The sequence below is a fragment of the Micromonospora sp. genome (assembly GCF_048594385.1).
GTDB lineage: Bacteria > Actinomycetota > Actinomycetes > Mycobacteriales > Micromonosporaceae > Micromonospora > Micromonospora wenchangensis.
The window spans coordinates 1-19,361 of sequence record NZ_JBMDWU010000358.1; the positions used below are offsets into that span (position 1 = coordinate 1).

Sequence of the window (19,361 nt, forward strand, 5' to 3'; positions counted from 1 at the left end):
CGCGGCGGCGGCGGTCACCGCGCCGTGGACGCTACGAAGGAGTCTGCGAATCTCACTCTCCCGCAGGGGGTGGAGGGGGGTGCCGGGGCACCCCGCGGGTGCCCCGGCGGGCGGGTTACGGCAGGGTCCACTTCTGGTTGGCGGCGGCCAGGCAGGTCCAGAGGTGGACGGCCTGGCCGTCGGTGGCGCTGTTGTCGGACACGTCGAGGCACTTGTTCGACTGGGGGTTGCGCAGGGTGCCGTCGGCCTGGGCGGACCAGTTCTGCGCCGCGGTGCCGTTGCAGGTCCAGAGTTGGATCTTCGTGCCGTCGGCGGTACCGCCACCGGAGACGTCCAGGCACTTACCCAGCGCTTTCACGGTGCTGTTCGGGGTGACCGTCCAGGTCTGGGCGGCGGTGCCGTTGCAGGTGTAGATCTGGATCTGGGTGCCGTCGGCGGTGGCGGCGTTGCGGACGTCGAGGCACTTGCCGCCGAGCCCGACGATCGGCCCGGTACCGGCGGTGCCGCCGGTGACGAACGTGAACGTGTCGAGGTCGAACAGTGCCCCGGTGCCCCCGGCGAAGGTGAGGTAGAGCGTGCCGGTGCTGGCCGGCGCGCCGGAGAGGGTGCCGGTGACGGTGGTGAAGGTCTCCCAGCCGCCGGTGACCGGGACGGTCGCCTGGCCCAGCACGGTGCCGGTGGGTGAACCCGTCCGCACCTGGAGGGTGCCGCCGACACCGTTGGAGGAGACCCGCGCGCTGAACGAGGTGGCCCTGTCCAGCCGGTACGGCTCGAACGCGATCCAGTCGCCGTTGTCGATGCTGCCGACGGTCTTGCCGCCCTCGGCGGGGGTCTTGTCGTAGACGGTGATCCCGGACGAGGTCTTGAAGTGCTCGGCCTGGCGCTTGCGCGGCTGGAGGGTGTGCTGCCGGTGGGTGGTCAGCCCACCGGCGTCGGTGTACTCGGCGTCGAAGACCGCGAAGATGTTCGCCGCGTCGTCGTGCTCGCCGTCGACCGGGATGGTGATCGTGCCGGAGCAGCCGTTCTTCGCGGTGATCTGGTGACCGTGCTGGTCGTGGCCGAGCACGTAGGTCATCCTGACCTTGGCGCAGTCGATGGTGCCGTCCTCGGGATCGGTGACGGTGATGCTGAACGGCACCGTGTCGCCGTAGGAGAACAGCGAACCGTTCGCCGGGCCGGTGATGGTGACCGTCGGGGCGGTGTTGCCGACGCCGATCTGCACGCTGGCCGTGCCGGTCGCGCCCTGCGGGTCCCGGACGGTCAGGGTGACGTTGTAGGTGCCGTTGGCGGTGAACGTCTTGCCGGGGTTGGCCGCCGTGGAGGTGGTGCCGTCACCGAACGCCCACGAGTAGGTCAACGCCCCACCCTCCGGGTCCGACGACCCGGCCGACGAGAAGTTCACCGTCAGCGGGGCCGCCCCGGAGGTCCGGTCGGCGGCGGCGACGGCCGTCGGCGCGCGGTTGCCACCGCCGACGTAGTCGTACCGGTACAGCGCCGAGTTGGCGTCACCGTTGAAGTAGCCGGTGCCGTAGTCGAGGACGTACAGCGCACCGTCCGGGCCGAACGCGGAGTCCATGACCTGCTTGCCGTTCCAGGGGAACGACGCGTCGATGGCCCCTCGGGAGCCGTCGGCGTTGACGTGGATCGGTTTGATCCAGCCCCGGCCCAACTCGGTGGCGAAGAACTGGCCGTCGAAGGACTGCGGGAACTTCGTGGTGGACGGGTTCGACGCGCTGTAGCGGTAGACCGGACCGGCCATCGGCGACTCGGAGCCGCCACCGAACTCCGGCGGGGTGCCGGCGTCACCGGCGTACCGAATCCAGGCCGGCTGGGCCGCAGGCAGGGTGGGCAGGCCGGTGTTGCGGAACGAGTTGTTCGTCGGCCCACCGGCGCAGTTGTACTTCGCCCCTGCGGTGCCGGCGGCGAAGTCCCACTCCGCGTACGTCTCGGCGGCGGTGTTCGTGCCCGTGCAGTACGGCCAGCCGTAGTTGCCCGGCCCGGTCACCCGGTTGAACTCGACCTGTCCACTGGGGCCGCGCGCGCCGGTGGTGCCGGCGTCCGGGCCGTAGTCGCCGACGTAGACCACCCCGGTGGCCCTGTCCACGCTCATCCGGAACGGGTTGCGGAACCCCATCGCGTAGATCTCCGGACGGGTCCGCGCGGTGCCCGGGGCGAACATGTTCCCGGCCGGGACCGAGTAGCTGCCGTCCGCGTTCACCCTGATCCGCAGGATCTTGCCGCGCAGGTCGTTGCTGTTGGCCGCGCTGCGCTGCGCGTCGTACGCGGGGTTGCGGTTGGTCCGCTCGTCGATCGGCGCGTACCCGGCGGAGTCGAACGGGTTGCTGTCGTCACCTGTCGACAGGTACAGGTTCCCGGCCGCGTCGAAGTCGATGTCCCCGCCGACGTGACAGCAGATGCCCCGGTCGGCCGGCACGTCCAGGATGGTGACCTGGCTGGACGTGTTCAGCGTCCAGTTGGCGTTGAGGGTGAACCGGGACAGCCGGTTCACGCCCTGCCAGGCGGAGAAGTCCGTGCCGGTGGCCGGGGCGTCCCCGGCGGGGGTGGACAGCGGCGGGGCGTAGTACAGGTAGACGTGCCGGTTGGTGGTGAAGTTCGGGTCCACCCCGACGCCCTGCAGGCCCTCCTCGTCGTGGGTGTAGACGGGGATCGTGCCCACCACGGTGGTGGTGCCGGCGGCGTCGGTGCGCCGAAGCGTGCCGTTGCGGGCGGTGTGCAGCACCGACCGGTCGGGCAGCACCGCGATGGTCATCGGCTCGCCGACCTCGGGCTCCCCCTTGGCCAGGGTGACCTGCTGGAAGTCGGTGGGGTTGACGGTGTGGGCCTGGGCGGGGGCCGGGCTGCCGAGGGCGATCAGCCCGGCGGCGGCGACCAGGAGCAGTGCGGAGCTGACCGACGCCGTTCGCCGGCCGAACGCGCCATCGTGTGAGGACACTGGCTGTCCGTCCCTTCCTGACGTTCGAATGCCAGGGCGGGCGCGCGCCGTCGCGCCGGATGCCGTAGCGGGGGAGGGGGTCGATGGATCACCGCGCCGCCGGTTCACCTCGCTGAAACACTTGCGTGATGGCGAAGACATTAAGCTGTTTCGATTCCGCTGTCCATGCCTTCTGTCGAATCACGACCGACTTTCGCTCGAACCGCAAAAAGCCCGCGCCGTCGCACCGGATGCCCGGCGCCCCTCGTGCCGGGCCGACCGGTGGGCGAACAACACCGACCGGGGACGGGGCCCCTACCGCGGACCGCGCAGAAACTCCACCAGGGTCCGTACGCCGAAGCCCGTGCCCCCGTGCGGGATCTCGTCGTAGGGGGCCTCGTCGTTGAACGCGGCTGCCCCGAGGTCGACGTGGACCCAGGGGAGCCGTGGCCCCACGAACTCCCGGAGGAAGAGCGCCGCCTGGATCGCGTCGCCAGGACGGAAGGCGGCGTTCACCCGGTCCGCCACCGACGATCTGAGGTGACGCCGCTCGGACTCCCACAGCGGGAGACGCCAGAACAGCTCGTCGGACCGGGCGGCGGCGGCCGACACCTCGGCGGCCAGCGAATCGTCCCGGGCGAAGTAGGCCGCCGCGCGGGCCCCGAGCACGTGCGGCACCGCCGCCGTCAGGGTCGCCACGTCGATCAGGACGTCCGGGGCAGGGTCGCGGGCCAGCAGCAGAGCGTCGGCCAGCACCACCCGGCCCTCGTTGTCGGTGTTCAGGACCTCCGTGGTCGTCCCGTCGGCGTGCCGGACGACGTCCCCCGGACGCAGGGCCGCCGGGCCGGGCATGTTCTCGGCGAGCGGGAGCAGCGCCCGCAGCCCCACCGGCAGGCGCAGGGCGGCCACGGCGCAGACCGCACCGACGACGGCTGCGGCCCCCCCCATGTCGGCCTTCATCGCCCGCATCTCGGGTGGGATCTTCAGGCAGAGCCCACCCGAGTCGAAGGTGATCCCCTTGCCCACCAGGGTGACGCTTCGTCCGGGCGTCGGAGGGTCGTACCGGAGCTCCACCAGACACGGCGGCTCGGCCGAACCTCGGGCCACCGCCAGCAGACCCGCCATGCCCAGGGTGTGCAGCGCCTCGCCACGGTGCACGACGCAGGCGAGCGCACCACCGGCGAGGCCGGCGACCCGCCGCCCGAACTCCGTCGGACCCAGTTCACCGCCGGGGCTGTTCACCAGATCCCGCGCGAGGCAGACGGCATCGGCGACCGCGACACCCTCGGCCACCGCACCGGGGTGCGCGGTGCGGATGGTGATCTCACCCAGGGGCGGAGCAGCACCGCGGCGGTGGCGGTCGTAGCGGTAGGCGGCCAGCACCGCACCCTCGGCCACCGCGCGGGCACGGGCACCCGCGGACATCGGGCCCTCCGTCGTCTCGGCGAGGTCCAGCCGCAGGGTACGGGCCGGGCCGGCGGCCCGGACGGCAGCGGCCGCCGCCCGGCGGAAGGTCGCCGGGGTCGCTGCCCCGGCGGGGCCCAGACCGACGTTGAGCAGCACCGTCCGACCGTCCGGGCCCGGTTCGGCGACGACCTGACCGGCGCGGCCGGTGAACCCGCGACGGAGGGCGAACGTCCCCGGGCGGGTGCCGTGGTGCCAGGGCAGGGCCACCACGTCGGCGGGCCGGGCATCGGCGACCGGGGTCACGCTCACGCCCGGCACGGGTCAGGCGCGCTCGTAGGCGGTGCCGGCCTGGTTGCGCGTGAGCAGCCCCTCGTCCACCAGGGCACGACGCAGGGCCACCCAGTCGTCGAACCACTCGCCGCACAGGGCGTTGACCCGGGCCTCGGGATAGACCTCCCCGGGGGAGAAGGTGTCGACCACCACGGCCAGCACCCGGGCCCGCACCTCGGCGTCTGCGGGAATGGCGGTGATGCGGCCACGACGGAAGTAGGCTCCCGCGCCGTCCCCGCCACTGCGGCCGGCAACCCGGACCTCGGCCTGGACCGCACGGCGGAAGGCATCGTCCACCAGGGCGTACGTGTTGGTGGCCCGGTCCTCGGCGACGATCCTGCCGTCCACCAGCCGGCGCAGGGCGCCCGCGGTGGCCTTGGGGGTGAGCCCGGTCTGCTCGGACACCGACCCCACGGTGCGCGCCCCGAGCACGAGCGCGGCGAACGCCGACCGCCGGGCCGGCTCGGCCAGCAGGCCGACGATGTCCCCGCAGGACGGCGGACGGTCAGCGGAGTCGGTCTGCGGCTCTTCGTCGGCCGGGGGCACCGGACACCTCACCTCTGCGTCGTCGGGCGGGCCGGTCACCACGGCCGGACCTCTCCCGAATCTGTCCACTGTCGATAACCTAGCAGTCGCACCGCGTCACACCGGTCGAACCGCCGGTGCCACCGCCGTCGACTCAGCCCCGGACCGTCGGCGTCTCCAACACGACGGGTGTCTGCGTCCGGGCCCGGCGGGGAGTGCTCTGCGCCGGTGGTGTGCGGTACGCCGAGGGACGGTGCCGCACCGCCAGGGCGATCACCTTGGCCCCCTCGATGAACACCCAACGTCGGCGCTGCCAGGCGTGCAGCAACTCCAGTGTCGGCTCCCAGCGTGTGCCGGACCAGTGCCGGGCCTGCAGGTCGCGGAAGCGGGTACCCCCGATCAGGGCACGGAACAGCAGGGCCTCGTCACCGGTGAGGACCGTCTGACCCGCCGGCAGGCCCGGCCGCTGCTCGTCGAGGACGACCGAGCTGAAGCCGAGCCGGTAGGTGAAACGGGCGGTGTGCCGGTGCGCCTTCCACAGCCGCACCCGGGCGGCCAGCCGGTGGCGCAGCTCCTCGTTGCGTGCGTCGTCGTGGAAGTCACCCTCGAAGTGGTACGCGATGTCCCAGAGTTCCTCGTCGGAGAGCCCCGGATAGGCGAACCGGTAACCGGGGAAGGGACGCGACAGGGTCAACCCGAACGACCCGGGCCGTTCCACGTACGGGCTGAACCGGTCGAAGTGCACGGCGAGGATGTCCGCGTCGGGCGGTTCCAGGTGGGTCAGCGAAGCCACGAGGTTGAGCTGGGACAGCAGGGACGCGGGGGTCTCCCCGGGATAGCCGGTGAGAATGTTCCACACCGGCAGCACCCCGAACTCCGCGCAGCCCAGCAGGAACCGGACGTTCTGCATCGCGGTGGCGCCCTTCTTCAACGCCCGCAGTCCCTCGGTGCTGAGGCTTTCGATCCCGGGCTGGACCGAACGCACCCCGGCCCGCCGGATCGCCCGGATCTGCGCCCAGTCCATGTTCGCCTTCACCTCGAAGAAGAGCGAGTGGTCCGTGCGCATCTGCTCCACCCGGGGCAGCGCCGTCTCCAGGTAGCCCAGGTCGAGGATGTTGTCCACGGCGAAGAAGTCGAGCACCCCGTACCGGTCCATCAGGTGGTGCAGTTCCTCGGCCACCGAGTCCGGGTGCTTGCTGCGGAACTCCATGGTGGCACCGTTGAGCCCGCAGAACGTGCAGTGCGTCTTCGCCCCCCACCAGCAGCCCCGGGAGAACTCCACCGGAAGCGTGATGTCGGGCTCCAGAGCATGCAGACCGACCTCCCGCAGCTGCTCGAAGAAGCCGTCGTAGTTGGGCCGGGGCACCACGAGCTGCGCGGTGCTGCGCCGGGCCGGCAACGCCCGGGACGTGGACGCGGCGTCCTGCCCTCGCACCACCAGTCGGCCGGCCGCCGCGAGCGGACCACCCGCCGCGACCTGCCGCAGCAACGCGACGAAGGCGTCCTCGCCCGGCCCGTCCACCACGGCGTCGACCGCCGGGAACTTCGCCAGCAGGGTACGGCCCATCGGCCCCTCGCAGTTGCTGCCGCCGAGCACGATGGTCCCGGTGTACCCCCGCGCACGGAGCCGTTCCGCGACCGCGAGCGTCGGGCCGTTCTGGCTGAACGTCGTGGTGAAGCCGATGACCTGCGGCGCCGCCCGGAGCAGCCCCTCGGCGGTCTCGACCACGTGCCGGTCGGCGACCGCGCGCAACGCGTCGACCAACGCGATCTCCCGGTCGGTGATCCCCCGGTCCCGCAGCAGCGTGTAGTAGACGGCGCGCTCGGCGTCACCGGCGGCCCGCCGGGCGTACACCCAGTCGCCGACCGACAGGTGGTAGAGGCCCTCGGCGACCCGCGTGTAGGCCGCCGCCCAGTCGTCCGGGGACAGGCCGAGCATCCGTCCGGCCAGGGCGTAGAAGCTGAGGTACGCGTAGTCGGAAACCACCTCCCAGCCCTCCGCCTCGGCCACCGCCCGCAGGGTGCCGATCTGGATCGACGGGCGGTGGACGTTGTTCCAGGGCATCGAGACGAGTGCCGCGCGGCCAGCGTCGCTCATCACGTCATCACCAGATGATGCGCAGGTCGTAGACGTTACGGAGGAAGGGTGGTTCCACCGTCGGCTCGGGCAGCCGGTAGTCGGGGATCATCTCGTGCCACTCCTCCCAGGCGGTGAGGATCTGCGCGCGGGCGTAGGCGGCACCGAGACACTGGTGGTGACCGGTACCGAAGGCGATGTGCGGATTCTGCGTCCGGTCGAAGTCGACCCGCTCCGGATCCGGGAAGACCGCCGGGTCGTAGTTCGCCAGGGCCAGCGGCAGCAGCACCGTGTCGCCCCGGGAGGCGACCCCGCCCGCACCCTCCCGGGTGGCCAGCCGACCGGGATACATGCAGGAGTTCACCCTCAGGAACTCCTCCACCGCAGCCGGCCGGATCTGCGGCTCGCGCAGGAACCGGTGCCGGTCCCCCGGGTGGTGGGCGAGATGCTGGATGCCGTTGGCCATGTGGTTGACGGTGGAGTCGACCCCGGCCAGGAAGAGGACCGTGAGCAGCGATTCCCGGTCGGCGTCGCTGACCGGGGAACCGTCGATGTCCCAATCGAAGGTGGCAGTGGTCAGGTCCGCCTCGACCGGCTCCGCACGACGCCGCGCCACGTGCCGCCGCACGTACTCCTGGAGCGCGGGGAACGCGGTCTCGGCGTTGAACGCCTGACGTGGGTCCGGCGCCTCCCGGGACCGGATCATCGCCACGTTGATGGCGAGCAGGTGATCGAGGTCCGCCCGCGGCCACCCGACCGCCAGCATCAGATTCTCCAGCACGTACGGGCGGGCGAACTCGTCGGAGAAGGAAACCTCGCCCCGGTCGACGAACGCCTCGATACGCCGCCGCGCGTTCGCCCGGATCACGGGGGTCAGATCCCGGGCCCGTTGCGGGGTGAACCAGGCCGCCAGGTGCCGCCGCCACTCGTTGTGGGCACGACCCTGGATCGTCAGGGGGATCCAGCGCTCGTCCTCGGCACCCTCGGCGGCGCTGACCCGGGACACGCTGAAGGTGTCCTCGTCGCGGAACGCGGCGCAGATCCCCTCGTAGGTGGACAGGGCCCAGAAGCTGCCGCCGTGCGAGCTGTGGAACGCGCCGTCGCGGGCGTGTTCCGCCGCGACGCGCCGGTACGCCTGCGGCGCGGCGAAGAAGTCGAAGTCGACCGATTCCCCCGCCGTCGCGGCGGTGGCCCCGGTGACCGGGCACCTGTCAGCCTGCACCAGATCTCTCCTTCTCCCGTGGTAGGGCGGGCACCGGGTCGAGCCCGCCCCGGGGCCAGACCCCGGCGTTCAGCCCGGCGGTGGTCAGTCGCAGGGACCAGAGTTCGTCGAGATCCCCGGCGTCGAGCAGGACGCCGTCGACCAGGACGGCGTCGGGACGGGCCAGGTCGGCCACCGTGGTCGGCAGCCGCCGGTAGAGCACCAGATCAGCCTCGGTGGTCGCGGCCGGGCCCCGGCGCATCGCGGCGTGGGCCGCCCCGGTGGCCGCCTGCAGCACCGCGGCGAAGGGGAGCCCCGCGCGGGACAACTCGGCCAGTTCCTTGTGGAACGACGGACCCGCCACCACGAACGGGTTGCCGCAGTCGGTGCCGACCAGCACGCGTGCCCCCGCCCCGGCGACGGCACGGACCAGGCCACCGAGCCGGTCCACCAGCGCCCCACGCTCGGCTGCCGCGGCGCGGTCGAGACCGATGGCCGCGCGGGCGGCCGCGGTCCAGGCCTGCGTCCGACCCGCGTCGGCCAGCGCCAGGGCCGTGGGCGAGGGACGCGTCCACCGCCGCTCGCCGGTCAACGCCCGCCACGTGACCAGGGTGGGACAGACGAAACGCCCGGCGTACCCCTCGACCCGGGAGGCGCCCTCCGCCTCCACCCGGTCGAGAGCGGCGGAAAGGACCTGCCACCGCCGGTCACCGGGAAGCCGGAAGATGTTGGGCACCAGACCGTAGAGATGTTCGGTTGACCACATCGCGGCCTGCGCCTCGGCGATCGGCACCCGTTCGGGGGCGTGTCCGACCACCGGGAGACCCACCCGGTCGGCTGCGGCGGTGATCGCCGCGAACCAGGCGGGTTCCACGTCGTCATAGACCTTGATGCCGTCGAAGCCGAAGCCGAGAGCCTCGTTGAGCACGTGGTCGGCCGAGTGCCGGTCGTCCACCACCATCGCCCCGCCCGGCACCCGGGTGGTCGGGCCGTCGACCACGGCCGTGCTGACCCAGGCGCGGGGCACCACGGCGGTCCGGGCCCGGTGCACGCCCGCCGCGTAGCGGTGCGCGGGCTCGCCCCACATCTGGCGGTACGACGTCACGCCGTGGGTGAGCAGACCGACCAGGTCACCGGACGACGACACGTGCGCGTGCGCGTCCACGAAGCCCGGCAGGGCGTACCACCGGGCCGGTCCGTCACCGGGCGGCCCGTGCACCAGGACTCCGTCCTCGACCACCAGATCCCGTACCGGTCCGGGGCGGCCGGTGTCCGGCCCGACCGGCGCGACGGCGGGAATGTGGTGGGCGCGGGGCCGGGTCGCGAGGGCCCGCAGCGCGTCGGCCTGCGGATCGCCCGCGGGCAGCAGGCCGACCCGCAGCCGCCACTGCGCGTCCTGGCTGGGAGTCATCGGGCACCCGTACCAGCGGCGTACCCGGCGGTCTCGGTCGCCACGCGCGCTCCCACCTCGGCGAGGCGGTGGGCCGCCCGCACCCGGGTGGGGCTGTCGACCAACCAGATCCGGGCACCGAGGCGGCGCTCACCCGCGGTGAAGACGTCACGTTCGGGGTCGCCCTCGGCGGTGATGAGCACGAGATCCTGGCCGGGGTTCCGCCGCTGGACGGCGCGGGCCGAGCCGTACCACAGGCCGCGGGTGACCGCCGCCAGCTCCGGCAGGTCGACCCGACGGCACGCGTCGACCATCCAGTCCGGCGCGCCGACCCGGTGGAAGTGGTCGGTCAGGTAGCGGTGTCCGTCGGGGGCCTCGATCGCCGCCGCCTCCTGCTCGACCGCGTCGTCGGGGAGTTCCACCTCCTCGGCGTGCGCGCAGAAGGAGTACGCCCGGGTGACCCTCGAATCGTCGGCGGCGACCCGCAGGGCTGTCCGCCCGCCGAAGTAGACACCGAACACCGTGTACTCGGGGTGCCCGAAGAGGTCCATCACCGCCCGGACGTCCTCGACGTGCCTGTCGATACCGTGCCGTTGCGGCAGGCCGACGCGTTCGCTGGCCCCGCGCCCCCGCAGGTCGAGGGCGAGCAGGTCGGCGTCGGGAAGAGCGTCGAGGAACCCCGAGTCGGCCCAGATCCGCCAGTCCATCGCCACCCCGTGCACCAGCACCACCGGTGTCCCCGTCCCCGGCCTGCGCATGCCGTGCAACCGGGCGCCGTCGGCGGAGGTGGTCTCGAACGGTTCCAGGTCACGCTGCTGCACTACGCCCTCCCAAGGCCATCGCCCGGCCCAGCTCGTCGCGCCCGCTGTCGTGTACGGCCAGCACCAGACCCTGCGGTGCCTCCAGGAACACCCAGCCGCGGGCGGACCACTCGGTCAGCTTCTCGTGGGCCTGCTCCGGTGTGGCACCCGCCTCGACGGCCGCCGCCACCGACCCGGTGATCCGACCCCCGTGCGTCAGCCCACGGAACAGGACGTTCTCCCAGCCCCGCAGCACCTCCCGGCCCCGTCCGACGTGCGGACGGTGGTCGTGGACCGCGGTGACGGTGGGGCCGAGGCGGTAGGTGAAGCGGCTCTGCGGGTGCAGTTTCTTCCACAGCCCGACCCGGGCGCCCAGCCGCCGGCGCAGGGTCAGCAGCAGCGCGCCGTCGGTGGCGTCCGGCTCGTCGTGGTCGAACGAGTAGGCGAGCGTCGCCCGGTCCACGTCCTCGCCCGGGTGGACGAAGCGGTACTTCGCCTCGGGCCCGCGCAGCTCGATCCCGAACTCCTCCGGCCTCTCGAAGTAGGGGCTGTAGCGGTCGACGCGAACCTTGCTCACCGTGGACGGCGGGTCCAGGTGCGACAGGAAGGGGATCAGCCGAAGCTGTTCCTCCAGCATCTCCGCCTGCTCCCCGGGCATCGCCGAGAGCAGGTTCCAGCCGACCTCGATACCCAGCTCGCGGCAGAGCACCAGGAAACGCAGATTGTGGAAGGCGGTGGCACCCTTGCGGAGCAGCTTCAGCGACCCGGTGCTGAGGCTCTCGATGCCCGGCTGCACGGTCATCACCCCGGCCGCCCGGAGCTGCCCGAGCGCCCTGGGTCCCAGGTTCGCCTTGACCTCGAAGAAGGTGGTCACGTCCACCTCGGCCTCGGCCAGCTCGACCAGTCCGTTGTCGTCCTTGGCGAGGATGGTGTCCACCGCATATGTGTCGAGTACCCCCTGCCGCTCGGTCAGCTCGCGCAGGGTGTGCACCAGCTGCCGGCCCGGCTTGCTGCGGTACGGCATGCCGCTGCCGTTCTCGCCACAGAACGTGCAGTGCATCTTCTCGCCCCACCAACAGCCGCGCGACATCTGGAACGGCAGCGCCACGTGGGGACGGATCAGCTCGCTGCAGGGAAGCTCCGCCAGCCGGCGGAAGTAGTCGTCGTAGCGGGGCACCGGCACGGCGTCGACCGACTGCACCACCGGCGTGCTGACCACCAGCCGGGTACCGGCGCGGGTCACCACCCCCGGTGCCGAGATCGGCACGGTCGGGTCCTTGGCCGCGCACAGCGCGGCGACCGCGGCCTCCCCCTCACCCTGCACGACCAGGTCCACGAACGGGTAGGCGCGCATGACCGCCTCACCCATCGGCCGGTCGCAGTTGGCACCGCCGAGGAAGACCAGCCGGTCGGGGGCCCGGTCCTTGATGGCCCGGCCGACCGCCAGGGCGGGCACCAGTTGGCTGAACGAGGTGGTGAATCCGAACCCCTGGGCGCCGGTGTCCAGGAGCCGGTCGGCGGTGTCGGCGACGAACCGGGGCGCGCTGGCGCGCATCGCCAGCACGAGGTCCACCAACTCGGCGGAAACACCGCGGGCGCGTAGGAACCCGGCGTACTCGGCACGGGCGGCCTCCTCGTCCTCGTCGCGCGCCGCGGGCAGGCCGCGCCCGAAGATCCAGTCACCCACGCCGAGGCCGTAGAGTTCCTCGCCGATGGTGTCGTAGACGGCGGCGAACCGTGCCGGCTCGCAGTCCAGCTCCTTGACGGCGAACTCGAACCAGTCCAGGTAGATGTACTCGGCGGTCACGGGACCACCCCCGGACTTGGCGGCCAACGCGATCAGCGAGGCGACCTGGATGGACGGCCGGTAGAGGCTGTTCCACGGGGGCGCGACGAGGACGAGTCTCATGGCCGCGCGCCTCCCTGCCCGGCCATCGCCGCACCGAGCCGACCGGTCGGCAGCACCGGGTAACCCGCACGTGCCTTGTCCAGCAGTTCGAGCCCCGGGGCCACCACGTCGACCACGGTGATGGACCCGGGTCGGGTGAGCACCCGGTGGTAGGCGTGCACCCCGACCGCGGCCAGCTGATCGACCAGATGGCGGAGCAGCTGCTCGGGCGTGGCCTCGACGGGCAACCCGTCCTCGGGACGGAAGGGCACGGTGCGTCGGGGCAACGTGCGGACGTCGAAGCGGGCGGCGGCCAGGTGCCGGGGATAGCGGGCCAGTGCGGAGGTGATCTGCCCCGCCTCGGTGTCGGCGTTCACCGGCCCGTGCTGGAACATGGTGCGTACCTGGAGATACTCCAGCAACGCGCGTTGGAGGGCGTAGGCGCGCACCGGCGAGGCGCCGCTGCCGATGAGACGGATCACCTCGTCGGCGCTGCCGTCGCAGACCACGTAGGCGGGCACCCCGGTGTCGCAGGCGATCGACACGATGAGGATCGGCGCGCCGGTCAGCTCCTCCACGTCGTCGGCCAGGGCCCGCAGCTCCGTCGTGAGCGTCGCCGGATCGACCACCACCAGGCCGGGCTCACCCATGCCGAAGTAGCTGCGGGCGAGTTGACAGGACCACGCGTCCCGCTCGATGACCTCGTTGATCGCATGGACCAACGCCTCGTGGAGAGTGGTGCCGGCGGCGTAGCCGGCGCTCGAGGTGTAGTGCCACAGCGGACGGAAGGCCCCGTCGTCCTGCGGATGCGGCCAGTTCTGGTAGCCCCCGTCGCGGAGGAACACCGGCTGGCGGTGGGAGCTGCCGCCGTCCTGCCCGAGGGCGGTGGCGACCGGAACGTAGTCGCGGGTGAAGACCGAGGCGTCCGGCATGATCCCAGCCAGCCGCCGCAGCAGCGCCGAACGGCGCGCGGTGGGTTGCTCGGCCACCGCCCGGCCGGACATGAAGCCACTCCAGCCGGCGCCCGCGTCGCGCCGCCAGTCCAGGTGGTAGTGCTCGGCGCTCTCGAACAGGGCGCTCGCCAGGCTCCGGTGGCCGAGGCCCTTGCCGGAGCTGCGGGAACAGAGCACGCCGTCGGCGTCGTGCAGGCGTACCTCGTAGGTGGGCGCGGTGTCCGGGCCGTACCTGCGGATGTCGGGTGTGAGCCGCTCGGCGGTCAGCCAGTCACGCACGGCGGTGAGGGCGGTGCCGATGGGCGTCTCCCGTTCCGGTGGGACGTCATCGCGTTGTGCCCCGCCCTGCAGGACGGCGGTCAAGAGGTCGTTGTCTGCGTACTCGGTCGTCAAGGATCTTCCTCACTTCTCCCATGTCGAAGACGGGAACGCCCGCGCGGACGAGGCCCAGGAGCGGCTGTGGTCGGGAGACGGCGTGCGCGAAGTGCAGCCGGGTGGTCGGTAGTTCGGGCGCGCTGACCTCCAGCTCCCCGGTGTCGGCCCAGACCCGCACACCGGCGGCCGCCAACTCCCGCTCGGGTGCTTCGGGAGCCCGGCCGGGGACGGGGGCCGGGACCGGTTCGAAGTCGAGGGTGGCGCACCGCAGCAGCAGGGGCCAGCGTTCGAAGCGACGCAGGAAGTACCGCTCGGCCGGTACCGCCGTCTCGTTGGCCCGCCACATGGTGTCGGCCTGCGCCAGTTCCAGCAGAGCGCGCTCGGTGGCGGCGGCGACGGTCTGCGCCGCGCCCAGACCCGTCGCGGGCATCCGCCGGCCGGCCCGGGCCACGACCAGCACCACCGGGGTACCACCGACGAAGGAGAGGGGGATCGTCTCCACCTCGGCCCGGTCAGTCGCCGCCGTACCGGAGCGGCCGGCCGGGGCGACGGCGAGTGACCGGTAGAGGAAGGCGCCGTGGTCGAGGAGTTCGGTCAGTTCCAGCACCGCCCCCCGCAGCGCCGCGGCGGGCGTCGGCGCCACCGCCCAGCCGATCGTGCTGGACAGCCGCGCCACCGGCGGGGTGAGGGCCCCCTCGGCCAACTCCGTGCCTGCCACCCACGGCGCGGACCAGAAGAGCGGGACCGCCAGGTCCGATCCACCGTCGAGCGCCCGGTAACGGCGCAGCCGGCATCCCGGTGGGACCGTACGCGCACCGTCGGGGCCGGACCGCGCGTCGGCTGCGGTGGCCCGGCTGGTCGACGGGCGGGCGAGCAGGGCGAAGGGAGTACACGCGAGCATGCGTTCGACGGCTTCGGACAGTGCCTTACGCCGTGCGACGGCCTCGGTGACGGCAGTGCCGTAGCCGTGGGCCACCGCCGTGTCGGCGACGGCCGTACACCGGACGGTGATCGTCTGCTCCGCAGGGAACGCCTGGTACTCGACCCTGCGCAACACGCACGTCACCACCGCTGTCACGGTCATCATCACCCTCCTCCCGGACCCGCTCGCCCGTCGACTGGTCGCGTCCCGCCGGTCAGGTCAGGACGCGTCCGCTGGGCGGCTCACGCCGGCCGACTCACGTGGTCGGCTCGGCCTCGTCCGACCAGGCCCCCCACGTCTCGAGCTCGTGCAGTTCCAGCTCGCTCAGCTCGGCGTTGTTGGGGTCGTCGTTCAGGAAATCTGCGGTCATGCAGTCGAACACGACAACCGGTCCCATGTTTCCTCCCTTCTGGGCGTCGTACGGACGGTGGTCCACCGCCACCACGTCAGCGACGCGTGGCGGGGCTGGAGAGGGTGAGCGGGACCTGGGTCCGGACTCGCTTCGGCGTGCCCTTGGCCGGCGGCGTGCGGTAGGCCGAGGGTCGCCAGCGCACCGCCAGGGCGATCACCTTGGTGCCCTCGATGAACACCCAGCGCCGCCGCTGCCAGGACTGCAGCAGAGCGAGCGCGGCGTCCCAGCGTGGCCCGTCCCACCCCTGGGCCTGGAGATCCCGGAACCGGGTGCCCCCGATCACCGCACGGAACAGTCGGGCCGCGTCCCCGTTCAGGGTGACCCGCTGCGGTGGCAGGCCGGGCCGCCGGTCGTCGAGCACGACGTTGGCGAAGCCGAGCCGGTAGGTGAAGGACGCCTCCCCGTGACGGCTGCGCCAGAGTCGGATGCGTGCGGCCAACCGGCGGCGCAACTCGACGTTGCGGGGGTCGTCGGTGAACTCACCCTCGAAGTGGTAGGCGATGTTCCACAGGTCCGACTCGGACAGCGCCGGGTAGGCGAAGCGGTAGCCGGGGAACGGTTTGGTCAACGTGAGCCCGTACTCGGCCGGGGATTCCACGTAGGGACTGAAGCGGTCGAAGCGGATCAGGGTGACGTGCGGCGGTACCAGGTGTGACAGGGAGGCGACCAGATCGATCTGGGCCAGAATGGACGCCGGGGCCTCCCCGGGATAACCGGTGAGGATGTTCCAGTCCGCCCGCACCCCGTACTCGGCACAGCCGAGCAGGAACCGGACGTTCAGGAATGCGGTGGCACCCTTGCGCAGTGCCCGCAGCCCCTCGGTGCTCAGGCTCTCGATGCCTGGCTGCACCGAACGCACCCCGGCCCGACGCATCCGGCGGATGTCCGCCCACTCCATGTTGGCCTTCACCTCGAAGAACAGGGAATGGTCCGACCGCAGTTCTTCGACCGCCGGTAGGGCGGTATCCAGATAGCCGAGGTCGAGAATGTTGTCCACCGCGAAGAAGTCGAGCACGCCGTACTGGTCCATCAGGTGTCGGAGTTCGCCGGCCACCGAGTCGGGGTGTTTGCTGCGGTAGCGCATCGTGGCCCCGTTCAGGCCACAGAAGGTGCAGTGTGTCTTGGCACCCCACCAGCAGCCGCGTGAGAATTCCACCGGCAATGAAACATCCGGTTCCAGCCGGTCGAGACCGGCCGTCGACAACTGCTCGAAGAATCCGTCGTAGTTGGGCATGGGAACGGTCAACCGGTCGGCGGGGACCAGTTCGGCGACCTGGGCGGTCCCCTCCCCACGCGCCACCAGGCGGCCCGCGGAGCGCACCGGCTGATCTGCCTCCACCTGGGCGAGCAGGGCGGCGAGCGCCTCCTCGCCCGGCCCGTCGACCACGGCGTCCAGGGCCGGGAAGTTGGCCAGCAGGGCGCGGCCCATCGAGCCCTCGCAGTTGCTGCCGCCCAACACGATCGTCCCGGTGTAGCCCGCCTCGCGGAGTCGTTCGGCCACCGCCAGGGTCGCACCGTTCTGGCTGAACATGCTGGTGAACCCGATGACCTGCGGCTCGGCGGCGAGCAGCCGTTCGGTCGTGGCGGCGACGTGCCGGTCGGCCACCGCACGCAGCGCGTCGATTACCCCGATGCTGGTCTCGTCCACCCGCTTGGAACGCAGCAGGTCGACGTAGGCCGCCCGCTCCTCGGGCGCGGCACCGCGTCGGCTGAAGATCCAGTCGCCGACCGACAGATGGTAGAGCCGCTCGGCGATGAGTTCGTACGCCTGGGCCCAGTCGTCGTCGGACAGCCCGAGAATCTGCGGAGCCATTGAATAGAAGTCGAGGTAGGCGTAATGGGAGTCGACCTGCCAGCCCTCGGCCTCGGCCACCGAACGTAGAATTCCCACCTGAATGGACGGTCGTGTCGCGCTGTTCCACGGCATTGATACAAGTGAGACTCTGCGTGGTTTGATGACCGATCACCACCTCGATCGATGTGTCATTCTGGACTCATGTTCACTACTACGCAGCGCGTCCGTCAAGTCCCTTTCGGTGATCATTCATCCCCAGAACCACGTTCGACGTGCGGAGATTCAGCCGATGAGTTTCAAGTTCGTTGGCGGGATGTTCCATGACCTTTGTCGCCGCCGACGACCACCACATTTCCACCGAAGAGCGCGTCGCGCTGGAGCAGTTGGCCCGGACTCCGGCCGGGACATCCGCGTTCGCGCTACGCGCCCGCATCGTCCTCGCCTGCGCCGCCGGGGACACCACCGCTGAGGTGGCCCAACGACTCGGGGTCTGCCGGGAGACCGTCCGCAAGTGGCGCAACCGGTTCGCCGTCCACCGGCTCGCCGGCCTCGCCGACGAGCCACGCCGGGGTGCCCCGCGCACGATCGGCGCCGACCTCGTACACCGGGTGGTGGTCGCCACCCTCGACCTGCCGCCGCCCACCGGCGACCGCTGGACCACCCGCGCACTGGCGGCCGCCACGGGTGTCTCGCAGACCACGGTCTCGCGCATCTGGCGCGAGTACGGCCTGGGGGCGGACCGGGTGCGCGCGTGGCGGCTGGTGACCGATCCGGGGTTCGTGGCCGCCGTACGGGGCGTGGTCGGCGTACACCTGGCGGGTCGGGACAGCACCCTCGTGCTCTCCGTGGATCATCCCGACGCCACGGGCGTCGCCGCCCCGGCCGCAGCGACGGCCCCGCCGACGCTGCACAGCGTCGCCGGGCCGGGCCCGGCGGGCGGTGCGTCGGGCCCGACCCGGCGGCTGATCCCGTTCCTGGCCGAGGTGGAGGCGGCGGTGCCGGACGGGACGCTGCACGTGCTCCGCGCCGACTGCCCCGGGGCGGAGGCGCGGGCGGTGGCCCGCTGGCTGGCCCGACGCCGACGCTTCCGTCACCAGGTCATCCCCCCGTGCGCCCCGTGGCCGGTCCTGGCCGACCGGTGGCTGACCGCACCGGGTGTCCGCGACCATCCCGGCACCGCGGAACTCAGGCTCCTGGTCCGCCGGTGTGTCGGAGGGCCCCACCAGGCCGGTCGGATATGGCGAACGGATCCACACAGGACGGAGGGCGGTGACGGAAAGTCAGCGCCGCCTTGCCTGCCGTAGCCGGCATCGATAGCATCGACCTGCGGCCGGAGATCCACACCGGGTGCGCCGCCACTGCCGGCCCCCCGCCGCACCGTCCACCCGTGCCATGGGACCCGCGTCCACCCGACTGGGGCTGTGGAATGAAGGTATCGCTGACCGGAGCGGCGGAGACGACGCTCGCCACCCTCTGCGCGCGGGCCGTCGACGCCCGCTCACCGCACCCGATGCTCGGTGACCACACCGCCGCCGGGATCCTCGACAGGCTGGACTACGACTTCGCGAAGTTGCAGATCCAACCGGCGACCGCTGTCGGTGTCGCCCTCCGCACGCGGTTCTTCGACCGCTGGACCCGGCGGTTCCTCGACGCCCACCCCGAGGCCACCGTGCTGCATCTGGGCTGTGGCCTCGACGGGCGGGCGCAACGGCTCGCCCCCGGTCCCGGGGTGCGGTGGTTCGACATCGACCAACCCGAGGTCATCGCCCTGCGGGACGAGCTCTATCCCGCGCGTCCGGGCTGCCGAACCCTCGGCGCCTCGGTGGTCGAGGAGAGCTGGCTGACGGAGATCCCGACCGACCGGCCGGTGCTGGTGCTCGGTGAAGGGCTGGCCATGTACCTCGGCGCCGAGGACGGCCCGCGGATGCTGCGCACCATCGTGGCCCGGTTCCCACTCGGCGGCGAGATCGCCTTCGACTCGTACTCCCGGGCCACCGTGCGCCTGAGCGGGCCGTTACCGGTGATGCGACAGACCGGCGCGCAGATGCGCTGGGGCATCGACGACCCGCGCGAGGTGCCGCAGGACGTCCCGGGCCTGCGGTTGGTCGAGTCGGTCAGGGCGTACGACACCGCCGACCCGGACGACCACCGACGGCTGCCTCTGGGCCTGCGGCTGCGACTGCTGCTCGACACCAAGGTGCTGGCGGTTCTCTATGACAGCTTCCTGCATGTCGTCGTCAACGCCTCCTCAGGCATCACCAGCGTCGCCGGCCTGAAGGGCAAGCGCGTTTCCGTCGGTTCGGCTGGCTCGTCCACCGAATCCATCGCCGACCGGGTGCTGGCGGCCGCCGGCC

Annotated in this window: 14 protein-coding genes; 2 read left to right on the forward strand and 12 right to left on the reverse strand. The window is 71.9% G+C overall.

From position 1 onward, the window contains the following. Positions 1-115 precede the first annotated feature (115 nt). The 12 genes from ACOJTC_RS19010 to ACOJTC_RS19065 all read right to left on the reverse strand — a co-directional run bounded on the left by ACOJTC_RS19010 (position 116) and on the right by ACOJTC_RS19065 (position 17,103). Complete coding sequence (locus ACOJTC_RS19010; RefSeq protein WP_420117888.1) at positions 116-3,094, reverse strand: PQQ-dependent sugar dehydrogenase; 2,979 nt, start codon at positions 3,092-3,094, stop codon at positions 116-118. Positions 3,095-3,247: 153 nt separating this feature from the next. Further along, the gene (locus ACOJTC_RS19015) at positions 3,248-4,648 is read right to left on the reverse strand and encodes a leucyl aminopeptidase family protein (protein WP_420117889.1); all 1,401 of its coding nucleotides are present in this window, start codon (positions 4,646-4,648) and stop codon (positions 3,248-3,250) included. A gap of 12 nt (positions 4,649-4,660) precedes the next feature. Further along, positions 4,661-5,215, reverse strand: coding sequence for a DUF2087 domain-containing protein (locus tag ACOJTC_RS19020; protein ID WP_204925185.1), 555 nt, complete (start codon positions 5,213-5,215; stop codon positions 4,661-4,663). A gap of 133 nt (positions 5,216-5,348) precedes the next feature. Further along, the gene (locus ACOJTC_RS19025; protein WP_420117890.1) at positions 5,349-7,292 is read right to left on the reverse strand and encodes a RiPP maturation radical SAM C-methyltransferase; all 1,944 of its coding nucleotides are present in this window, start codon (positions 7,290-7,292) and stop codon (positions 5,349-5,351) included. Positions 7,293-7,299: 7 nt separating this feature from the next. Next, on the reverse strand, positions 7,300-8,493 hold the full coding sequence (locus tag ACOJTC_RS19030) for a cytochrome P450 (protein WP_420117891.1): 1,194 nt from the start codon (positions 8,491-8,493) through the stop codon (positions 7,300-7,302). Next, complete coding sequence (locus ACOJTC_RS19035; protein WP_420117892.1) at positions 8,483-9,883, reverse strand: hypothetical protein; 1,401 nt, start codon at positions 9,881-9,883, stop codon at positions 8,483-8,485. Before ACOJTC_RS19035 ends, ACOJTC_RS19030 begins: the two co-directional genes overlap by 11 nt. Continuing rightward, positions 9,880-10,683, reverse strand: coding sequence for an alpha/beta fold hydrolase (locus tag ACOJTC_RS19040; protein ID WP_420117893.1), 804 nt, complete (start codon positions 10,681-10,683; stop codon positions 9,880-9,882). The genes ACOJTC_RS19035 and ACOJTC_RS19040 overlap by 4 nt, the downstream gene beginning before the upstream one ends. Then, on the reverse strand, positions 10,670-12,571 hold the full coding sequence (locus ACOJTC_RS19045) for a RiPP maturation radical SAM C-methyltransferase (protein ID WP_420117894.1): 1,902 nt from the start codon (positions 12,569-12,571) through the stop codon (positions 10,670-10,672). Before ACOJTC_RS19045 ends, ACOJTC_RS19040 begins: the two co-directional genes overlap by 14 nt. Continuing rightward, positions 12,568-13,896 carry a YcaO-like family protein gene (locus tag ACOJTC_RS19050; RefSeq protein WP_420117895.1) on the reverse strand — a complete coding sequence of 443 codons (1,329 nt, stop codon included), beginning with the start codon at positions 13,894-13,896 and terminating at the stop codon, positions 12,568-12,570. The genes ACOJTC_RS19045 and ACOJTC_RS19050 overlap by 4 nt, the downstream gene beginning before the upstream one ends. Then, positions 13,829-14,962, reverse strand: coding sequence for a hypothetical protein (locus ACOJTC_RS19055; RefSeq protein WP_420117896.1), 1,134 nt, complete (start codon positions 14,960-14,962; stop codon positions 13,829-13,831). Before ACOJTC_RS19055 ends, ACOJTC_RS19050 begins: the two co-directional genes overlap by 68 nt. 94 nt (positions 14,963-15,056) lie before the next feature. Then, on the reverse strand, positions 15,057-15,197 hold the full coding sequence (gene botA, locus ACOJTC_RS19060; RefSeq protein WP_204925177.1) for a bottromycin family RiPP peptide: 141 nt from the start codon (positions 15,195-15,197) through the stop codon (positions 15,057-15,059). Between the two features lie 49 nt (positions 15,198-15,246). Then, positions 15,247-17,103, reverse strand: coding sequence for a RiPP maturation radical SAM C-methyltransferase (locus ACOJTC_RS19065; protein ID WP_420117897.1), 1,857 nt, complete (start codon positions 17,101-17,103; stop codon positions 15,247-15,249). Between the two features lie 224 nt (positions 17,104-17,327). Here ACOJTC_RS19065 and ACOJTC_RS19070 point away from each other — a divergent pair, with 224 nt between their 5' ends. Then, the gene (locus tag ACOJTC_RS19070) at positions 17,328-18,311 is read left to right on the forward strand and encodes a helix-turn-helix domain-containing protein (RefSeq protein WP_420117898.1); all 984 of its coding nucleotides are present in this window, start codon (positions 17,328-17,330) and stop codon (positions 18,309-18,311) included. A gap of 122 nt (positions 18,312-18,433) precedes the next feature. Continuing rightward, on the forward strand, positions 18,434-19,361 hold a 928-nt coding region (locus ACOJTC_RS19075), incomplete at its 3' end, for a class I SAM-dependent methyltransferase (RefSeq protein ID WP_420117899.1).

What these genes read in the sequence shown, in the direction of transcription:
- ACOJTC_RS19055 (WP_420117896.1), bottom strand. Translation starts at nt 14,962, where the DNA reads ATGACCGTGACAGCGGTGGTGACGTGCGTGTTGCGCAGGGTCGAGTAC.
- ACOJTC_RS19045 (WP_420117894.1), bottom strand. Translation starts at nt 12,571, where the DNA reads ATGAGACTCGTCCTCGTCGCGCCCCCGTGGAACAGCCTCTACCGGCCG.
- ACOJTC_RS19010 (WP_420117888.1), bottom strand. Translation starts at nt 3,094, where the DNA reads ATGTCTTCGCCATCACGCAAGTGTTTCAGCGAGGTGAACCGGCGGCGC.
- ACOJTC_RS19035 (WP_420117892.1), bottom strand. Translation starts at nt 9,883, where the DNA reads ATGACTCCCAGCCAGGACGCGCAGTGGCGGCTGCGGGTCGGCCTGCTG.
- botA (WP_204925177.1), bottom strand. Translation starts at nt 15,197, where the DNA reads ATGGGACCGGTTGTCGTGTTCGACTGCATGACCGCAGATTTCCTGAAC.
- ACOJTC_RS19070 (WP_420117898.1), top strand. Translation starts at nt 17,328, where the DNA reads ATGACCTTTGTCGCCGCCGACGACCACCACATTTCCACCGAAGAGCGC.
- ACOJTC_RS19025 (WP_420117890.1), bottom strand. Translation starts at nt 7,292, where the DNA reads ATGAGCGACGCTGGCCGCGCGGCACTCGTCTCGATGCCCTGGAACAAC.